We start from the raw sequence: 8164 nt of genomic DNA on the forward strand, positions 1-8164 counted from the left end.
TCTAATAAAGTGTAATAGGGATTAGCAAATTCTTCTACCCAAAAGCCAGTTTTTTTTCCTGTATCTCCTAATTTATCGTGAGATGTTAGTACAAATAATATGTTCATTTTTTTTTTTTTAAAATTCTATAATTACTTCTGAAACGGTTTCAGAACGTTCTTTAATATCAATACGCCATTTTTACAATGCTTTCGACCTTATCTGGAGATAAGGATTTGTGTTCACCCAGTGCAAGCCATCCACGATCGATAAAACGCTGCGCTATTTCTTCGGCTGTGCCTTCATAATCCTTCGTGTAATCCGATAGTTTCGTGTCAATTCCCAACTCATGGAAAAAGCCTACTGTTTTTTGGATTGCAGCATACGCTTTATCGTCTGTACTTCCTTCGGTTATATTCCAAACACGCTCTGCATACTGTGCTAATTTCTCTTTTTTAGTTTCGAAATTAAACTTGTAATGGCTTGGTGCAATTATGGCTAATGTACGTGCATGGTCAATTCCAAATAAAGCGGTTAACTCGTGTCCAATTGCGTGTACAGCCCAATCTGTAGGCACGCCTTTCTGTATGAGTCCGTTTAAGGCCATAGTACAACTCCACATAAAATTTGATGCTGCTTTATAATCCGTTGGATCTTTCATCACTTTTGGTGCGACATCGATTAAGGTTTGCAAAATACTTTCGGCAAAACGGTCTTGTAACAACGCACCAATTGGGTAGGTCATGTATTGTTCTAAAACGTGCGTAAAGGCATCCGTTAATCCATTAGCTAATTGACGTTCTGGAATTGAGGTAATTACTTGCGGATCTAATATAGAAAACACAGGGAATAAACCTGGTCCACCCATAGTTAATTTCTCCATGGTTTCTGCTCTAGTAATTACAGAACCTGAATTCATTTCAGAACCTGTAGCTGGTAAGGTTAAAACCGTTCCAAATGGCATACCTATTTCGGTTCTAATGTTTTTAGATAATATATCCCAAGGTGTATCTCCTTCAAATAATGCCGCAGCTGATAAAAATTTAGTACCATCAATAACCGAACCACCACCAACAGCTAGTAAATAGGTAATGTTTTCGTCTTTTATAACTTTTAAAGCTTTTATTAAAACTGCATATTCAGGATTTGCAGGAATACCTCCAAATTCAATAACATTTACTTTTGATAAAGCTGTTTTTACCTGTTCGTAAATGCCGTTTTTCTTAATGCTTCCGCCTCCGTAGAGTAGAAGGACTTTCGCATCTTTAGGAATTTCGTTTTCTAGTTTTTCTATGGTATCCTTTCCAAATATGATTTTGGTTGGGTTTTTGAATTCAAAATTGTTCATTTTCTTTTCGCTTTTAATTGTTAATCTGTGTGCTATAATCGGTTGTTTATTCTATAACCGTTATTAAATCTTCCATTGGTTTTCTCACTTTTACGAGATTTACTAACCAATCTTCATCTTCTTTTCTGTAACCTACTGGTAATAAAACGGTGCTTCTTAACCCTTTTTCGCGGAGTCCTAAAATTTCATCTACTTTGTCTGCACTAAAGCCTTCCATAGGAGTGCAATCTACTTTTTCGTAAGCGGCAGCAATCATTATTGTACCCAAAGCAATATAAGCTTGCTTTTCAGCATGTTTAAAGTTGACTTCAGCATCTTGTTGTGGATACGAATCTAAAAGCATCTGACGGTAGTTTTCCCAACCTTCGTTTTTAAACCCACGAATTTCATTGGTTAAATCGAACATGTAATTGATGCGATCTGCTGTGTAGTGATCCCAAGCTGCAAAAACGAGTAGGTGAGAGCAATCCGTTACAACCGACTGATTCCAAGCAACAGGTCTAATTTTTTCCTTTAATTCTTGATTTTTAATTACAAAAATCTCAAAAGGTTGCAATCCGCTTGATGTTGGAGCCAAACGTGCGGCTTCTAAAATGCGTTCTATTTTATCTTCTGCTACAGTTTCCCCATTCATGGCTTTTGCAGCGTATCTCCAATTTAATTTATCTAATAATTCCAAATGTGTAGTTGTGTTTTTAGTTGTTAGTTCCTATATCTTGTATGCGGTTTGAAGTGACAATAACTTCATTTTCTTCGGTCGTATTTGCTAGGTGAATCATGGCTTGTGCGATCGTTTTAGCTTCAATAATTCTATATTTTTTAAGCGATCCGATTAATAAGGGTTGTATCATTTTAAAAATGAGCAATCCTATATTTTCTAAAGCTCGCTTTTCATTGCGATGCCCTCCAATAAAAGATGGTCTTAAAATGACAGTGTTCTTTATATTTCCCTGTAAGACCTCGTGTTCCATTTCGCCTTTGGTCTTGGTATAAAACGTACTGCTGTTTTTATTGGCTCCTATTGATGACATTACTAAAAACGTATCAATATGATTCGCTTTGGCTAATTTTGTAGCCGCTACAGGAATGCCGTAATCTATTTTTTTGTAACGTGTTTTATCTGGTGTTTTCGATTTAGTTGTGCCAATGCAACAGTAAACTTCGTCCGCTGTAAAGTCCGACTTAAAGTGTTCTAAGTTCAAAAGGTCTCCTATAAATTGTTTCACTTTATTGGATTGCCCTTCAAGTTTAGACCGTGAAAATAATTTGATAGTATCATAACGTTCATCGTTGATTAATCTTTCGAGGATATAACCACCTGTTAAACCTGAAGCACCTAGTATAATTGCAGTTTTCTTCATGTTATTTGTTAAATTTTATGCTGTCCCAAGCAGCTTGATAGGCGTCTTCAATATGCGCTTCATCTAATTGAAAGGCATCACGTTTTTGAGCCATTACTAAAAATGATAATGGATTTATAGCATACGCATATAACAAGTAATCTGAAATAGGTTTTATAATACCTTCTTTTTTTCCACGAGCCCAAAGGTCGAGTAGTGGTTGCAGGTGTTTAATACCCTCTTGTCTACTTAGTTCATCAATCATCGGTGTATTATCACATTGCGCTAAAAACATAGCATTATCGCATTCTTTGAGTTTAAAATCTGCAATGCGCTTCCAAATGGTTTCAAAACCTACTTCTACAGAAGTGTCTGTATTATAAGTTGCAAATGCATAGTTAGTATATAGTGCTTTAACTTCTATATAGGTCTTATTTACTAAATCTTGTTTATTGTCAAAGTATAGATAGATTGTTGCTGGTGAGACATTCGCCATTTTTGCAATTTTACTCATTGGAGTTGCATGAAATCCATTGTTGTTTACTAAGTCTATAGTTGCGTTAATAAGCGCGTTGCGTTTATCGATACTTTTTTGAAGTTTTGCCATTACAAAATTAATTAAAATACAAATATATATAAAAATGAATGTTCATTCTTTTTTTTAACAAAGTTTTAGTTAACTAATTAAAGTGATTTAGTAAAAGTTATGAAATTCTGATCGACAGTAATTTGTTTAAGATTTTGTTAATTATATTAAACAAAAGTGATTTAGTAGTATATTAACAGAAATTTAATAACAACCCTTAAACCATATCATGAAAACAATTAAAACGATTAGTATTTTAGCATTAAGTACAGTATTATTTTTTGCATGTGAAGACAAAAAGAAAGAAGCCAATGAAACTGTTGAAACCGAAGAAATAATGGAAGTTGAAGCAGTAGAGGAAGTACAGCCTAATATAGTAGAAGTTGCTTCAGCAAACGATAGCTTTTCAACGTTAGTTGCCGCTGTGGTTGCCGCAGATTTAGCAACAACATTAAGTGGTGACGGTCCATTTACAGTATTTGCACCAACAAATGATGCCTTTGCAAAATTACCGGAAGGCACTGTAGCGTCTTTATTAGAGCCAGGAAACAAAGCAACTTTAGCAAGTATTTTAACTTACCATGTTGTATCTGGAAAGTTTGAAGCAGCAGCCGTAATTGACGCTATCAATCAAAACAATGGTGCATTTACAGTAACGACCGTACAAGGCGGAACATTGACGTTAAGTCTTAGTGATGAAAAAGTAATGTTAAAAGACGAAAAAGGCGGAATGTCTACAGTAGTCATAGCAGATGTTGCTTCTTCTAACGGAGTAATTCATGCAGTTGATACAGTTGTAATGCCTAAATAAGTATTACATTTTACCATATAATTTTAAAAACCACTGTAGAATTACAGTGGTTTTTGTTGTTTTTAATGTAGTGATGTGTCCTAACTATTTAGGAATACAAAATCAAAAATACACCAAGCAAAATACCTGTTAAAGGAATTAATTTTTTGCGTTTATTTTTCTCTTTAAAAACCAAACCACCAACCACAACTGCAATTAATATCTGACTTCGTTTTATAGCAGAGAGCAACATAATTAAGGCATCAGGATCTTGTAATGCTTTAAAATAAAAATAATCTGCAGCTACTAATAGAATACCAACGGCGATGATTGTCCAGCGAAATGTGAATGCTTTTCGCTTTTCCTTATAAGGAAACCATGTTACGGATAATATGACTAGCAGAATTAATACTGTGTACCAACAAAACCAAAATTGCAAGGTTTGTGGGTTTAAGGCTAAACTTTGAATTAAGAACTTATCGTATAAACCACTAGAAGCACCTAAGAATGTTGCGCTAATGATAGCGAAAATCCATTTGTTTCGTTTAAAGTTAATGCCTTCTTTCTTACCGATTCTAGAATAGAGTAGTATAGAGCCGATGATGAGAAAAAAACCTATCCATTGCATACAATTTGGCTTTTCCTGATAAATTAGAATAGCACCAATAAATGTAAAGAAAGGACCAGCAGATCGTATTGGCGTAACAATAGTAATCGGTAAATGTTTTAAGGCTTGGTAGGAGAGTACCCAAGATGATGCCATTATAGCTGATTTTATAGCGATAAACCCATGTGTTTTCCATGAGATATCAGCAATATAAAAACCTATTTTAATCATGTAGTCTTCATAAAACACAGAGCCAATATAAATAGGAAGCAATAGTAAAAATCCAAAAGAAATAGTACCTAGCAGTACAGGAAAAACTTCATTGCCTTTTACGGCATGTTTTTTACATAAGTTATGTAAGCCTAAAAATAAAGCCGCTAAAAGTCCAAGGTACATCCACATAATGCGCGCGAAGATATTGGAATAATAAATTTGGACTAAATATTTCTAATTAAATATTTGGTCTTACAAACTTCTCTTGACTTTTTCTATTTGATACCATAAGAATAAATAGTATAATATTATAGATGTTTAATTTGTAAAAAGGCGATTTAAAAGTCTTTAAAACATTAATTATCGTCGATACAATTTTGATGACTAATTAGATTAACAAAACAAGAAACACCAAAAGCAACACTTATTTTATAGGCTGCACCAGAAGCTGAACACTATTATTATTCACGTATTGGAATGACTAAAACGGAGGTCTATTTTTTGTTAAAAGGCGTAAACTATTTAAAATAGTTAATATCGCATTTATTTAAAAGAATGACGTTGCTCCGCAGTAGCAGAAGCATTTAGCAATTCATTAAATATTTTTATTGAATTAAAATCTTTAGTAATTGCAGCAGATACAGCAATTCCAGAAATACCTGTTTCTAAAATACTTGTAACATCTTCTGTGGTGATGCCACCAACACCAATAATTGGTATTGGAGTTTTTAACACATCTGTAATTGCCACATAACCTTTCAAACCTAAAACAAGAGGTGTATTATCTTTCGTAGTTGTTTCTCTAAAAGGCCCTAAACTTATATAATCTATTTCTTTATCTAATAATTTTTCACAATCCTGAAAGGTATTTGCTGTTCCACCAATCATTTGCCAAGTGTATAAATGTTTTCTAACGAGGCTAAGGCAGACATCTGTTGGCCCTAAATGTGCACCATCTGCTTTAATGGCTTTTGCTATTTTATAATGATCATTAATAATTAACCTAGTTTGAAAATACGATGTAATTTCTCTAGCTTCTTCTGCTATCTTTAATACTTTTTTTTCGGAGACGTTTTTTAAACGCAATTGCACTAATTCTACACCAGAAGTACATGCTTTTTGAATGTTTTCCAGATGTTCTTTTGGAGAGCTTCCTTGAGATATATAATGTAATTTAGGTATAATCATGTTTAAGTTTAAAATGATATAATATATTATAAAGAAGGTACGGTATTTTGTTTTAAAAGTTTTAACGAAACATATTTTAAAGCCAACTCATGCGTCGCTTTTAAATCTACAAAAGGCGCAACACCAGCTTTTTCAGCTTCTTTCCAACGAGAGACACATAAACACCATTTATCACCTGGTTTTAAACCAGGAAAACTCCAATGTGGCACAGGAGTAATTAAATCATTCCCTCGAGACAGTGAATACTCTAAGAATTCTTTCGTCACAACGGCACAAACCACATGGGTTCCATAATCGTCTGGAGTGGTATTACAAAAACCATCCCGCAAATATCCCGTCATTGGGTCGCAAGAGCAGTTTTCTAAAGGGTCGCCTAAAACATTAAAACTCGATTCTTTAGTTGACATGAATGGTATATTTATTAATTGATGCTAAGATAATGGTTATGTTATGATTTTCTAGTTTTCAGGCGAGTTTAAAGAAATGAATCAGTTTAATTGTTGAAATAAAGGACATCACTTTTAATCGTTTTAGAAAAGGTATGAACTTTACGAATTTCCAATTCATTTGGTATAATTGATTACTTTTCAAAGAAACTAATTAAACAAGGGACACATTGTAAAACATACCGAAATACAAGTTAGAAACTACACCAGATAATATATTGGCCTAAGACGGAGAACTTGTAATGATTCTCAAGAGGTAATCGTAATTATTTAATTGATTAAATAAGTCCTTTATCCTCCAGTGATTTTCTCAGTTGAGTCTGATTCTCCCAAAACCGGTCTTCTATTTTTTGCATAACCTTATCAAACTCTTGATGGTTTTTTAAAGATTTAATAAGCGGGTCAATTTTCATAAAGACTAAGAACCAGTACTTGTAATTATCCTGTGTTGCGAAAATTTTGAGTTGTTCGATTGCTCGATCATTTTCACCCTCTTGAACGTACTTTGTAACCAGACTAGCACTCTTGTAGATGGATTGATCTGTTTCGCAAAATTCAGCGTATGCACTAAAAAAATTGGCAGCTTGTGTGTCCAAGCCCATCTTTTTATAAACCATACCGATTTTTATGTCTTCGTGAGGATAAATATCTAATCCGTAGGTTTCTTTTGCTTTAATAAATTTCTCAAAGTAAAAAAAGGCCCTGTTATAATTCTCTTGGTAATAATGAAAATTAGCGACGTCCTGTAAGATATCCAAGCGGGTAGTATCCTTTTGCCACTCTCGCTCTAATAACTTTGTAGCGGTTTCGATATTGCTGTCCTTAGCAAATAAGATCAGCGTTTTTAAATACGGAGCATAGTAATTCCCAGGATTGTAGGTTAGAGATTTATTGATGTATGTCATGGCCTCATTTACAAAACCGTTTTCGATGAGTGCGTTACCAAGGCCCAAATAAATATAGCTCTGTGTGACAGAATCATTAGCAACGTTAAGCTGCACTCCTCTAAGGGCGTACTCTAGGTATTTGTTCGTATTGGGAACCAAACGAAAATAGAAATCAGCAAGCATTTGCACTGCTAGAGATGAATTTGGATTATAGTCCAAGGCCTTCTCAAGATGTGGCAAGGCTAATTGGTACTCTTTTATTTGTGTGTAATAAAAAGCCTTGGCGATTAGACTTGCGTCGGATTTTGAATCATAAAGTAAGGCCTTATCTGCATAACTATTAATCTTATCGGTATACTGTTTTTCGATTTGGTCCATTTCAAGAAGATAGTATGAGATAGCGATATTGGCAAAAGCCAGTGCGAACTCAGGGTCTTGTTCAATCGCTTGTTCAAATAATCCAATGGCCTTTTTAAGGCCTTTATCTGTTCGCGATAGAAATGGGTCAAGTGCCTGTAAATAGTAGTCATAAGCGATCAGGTTTTCGGTTGGTTTTTTCTCGATTTGTTCCAATTCAGCGGGCGTCACAGTGGCCTCAATAGCAGATGCTATTTTCTTAGCCACTTCATTCTGAAGCGCAAATACATCTCCCACTTCACGACTATATTGCTCAACCCAAATCGGTCGATCATTTGAAGCGTCAATTAATTGGATATTGAGCAACACTTGATCTCCAACGCGCTGGCCACTGCCTTCTACCAAGTAATTTACATTGAGCTC

At 34.5% G+C, this 8164-nt stretch carries 9 protein-coding genes; 1 reads left to right on the top strand and 8 read right to left on the bottom strand.

The window, feature by feature from the left end; translation table 11 throughout:
• Positions 1-166 precede the first annotated feature (166 nt).
• The 4 genes from B2U95_RS01835 to B2U95_RS01850 are packed head-to-tail and all read right to left on the bottom strand — an operon-like array spanning position 167 to position 3274.
• Positions 167-1327: an iron-containing alcohol dehydrogenase gene (locus B2U95_RS01835; protein ID WP_296311973.1), complete on the bottom strand. Its 1161-nt coding sequence runs from the start codon at positions 1325-1327 to the stop codon at positions 167-169.
• Positions 1328-1373: 46 nt separating this feature from the next.
• A complete protein-coding gene (locus B2U95_RS01840) occupies positions 1374-2006 on the bottom strand; it encodes an NAD(P)H-dependent oxidoreductase (RefSeq protein ID WP_296311976.1) in 633 nt (210 codons plus the stop codon).
• Between the two features lie 16 nt (positions 2007-2022).
• Complete coding sequence (locus B2U95_RS01845) at positions 2023-2688, bottom strand: NAD(P)H-binding protein (protein ID WP_296311979.1); 666 nt, start codon at positions 2686-2688, stop codon at positions 2023-2025.
• 1 nt (position 2689) lies between these two features.
• The gene (locus tag B2U95_RS01850) at positions 2690-3274 is read right to left on the bottom strand and encodes a TetR/AcrR family transcriptional regulator (RefSeq protein WP_296311982.1); all 585 of its coding nucleotides are present in this window, start codon (positions 3272-3274) and stop codon (positions 2690-2692) included.
• Between the two features lie 208 nt (positions 3275-3482).
• Here B2U95_RS01850 and B2U95_RS01855 point away from each other — a divergent pair, with 208 nt between their 5' ends.
• Positions 3483-4064: a fasciclin domain-containing protein gene (locus B2U95_RS01855; protein WP_296311983.1), complete on the top strand. Its 582-nt coding sequence runs from the start codon at positions 3483-3485 to the stop codon at positions 4062-4064.
• A gap of 88 nt (positions 4065-4152) precedes the next feature.
• Here the strand turns inward: B2U95_RS01855 and B2U95_RS01860 are convergent, their stop codons facing one another.
• The 4 genes from B2U95_RS01860 to B2U95_RS01875 form a co-directional block, all read right to left on the bottom strand.
• On the bottom strand, positions 4153-5052 hold the full coding sequence (locus B2U95_RS01860) for an EamA family transporter (RefSeq protein ID WP_296311986.1): 900 nt from the start codon (positions 5050-5052) through the stop codon (positions 4153-4155).
• Between the two features lie 354 nt (positions 5053-5406).
• The gene (gene thiE, locus B2U95_RS01865) at positions 5407-6051 is read right to left on the bottom strand and encodes a thiamine phosphate synthase (protein ID WP_296311989.1); all 645 of its coding nucleotides are present in this window, start codon (positions 6049-6051) and stop codon (positions 5407-5409) included.
• Between the two features lie 26 nt (positions 6052-6077).
• Positions 6078-6458 carry a DUF2237 family protein gene (locus tag B2U95_RS01870; RefSeq protein ID WP_296311991.1) on the bottom strand — a complete coding sequence of 127 codons (381 nt, stop codon included), beginning with the start codon at positions 6456-6458 and terminating at the stop codon, positions 6078-6080.
• Between the two features lie 317 nt (positions 6459-6775).
• A partial coding sequence (locus B2U95_RS01875; RefSeq protein ID WP_296311994.1) for a tetratricopeptide repeat protein occupies positions 6776-8164 on the bottom strand: 1389 nt, incomplete at its 5' end.

Origin of the sequence: Winogradskyella sp. UBA3174, from assembly GCF_002364335.1 — a bacterium.
Classification (GTDB): domain Bacteria; phylum Bacteroidota; class Bacteroidia; order Flavobacteriales; family Flavobacteriaceae; genus Winogradskyella.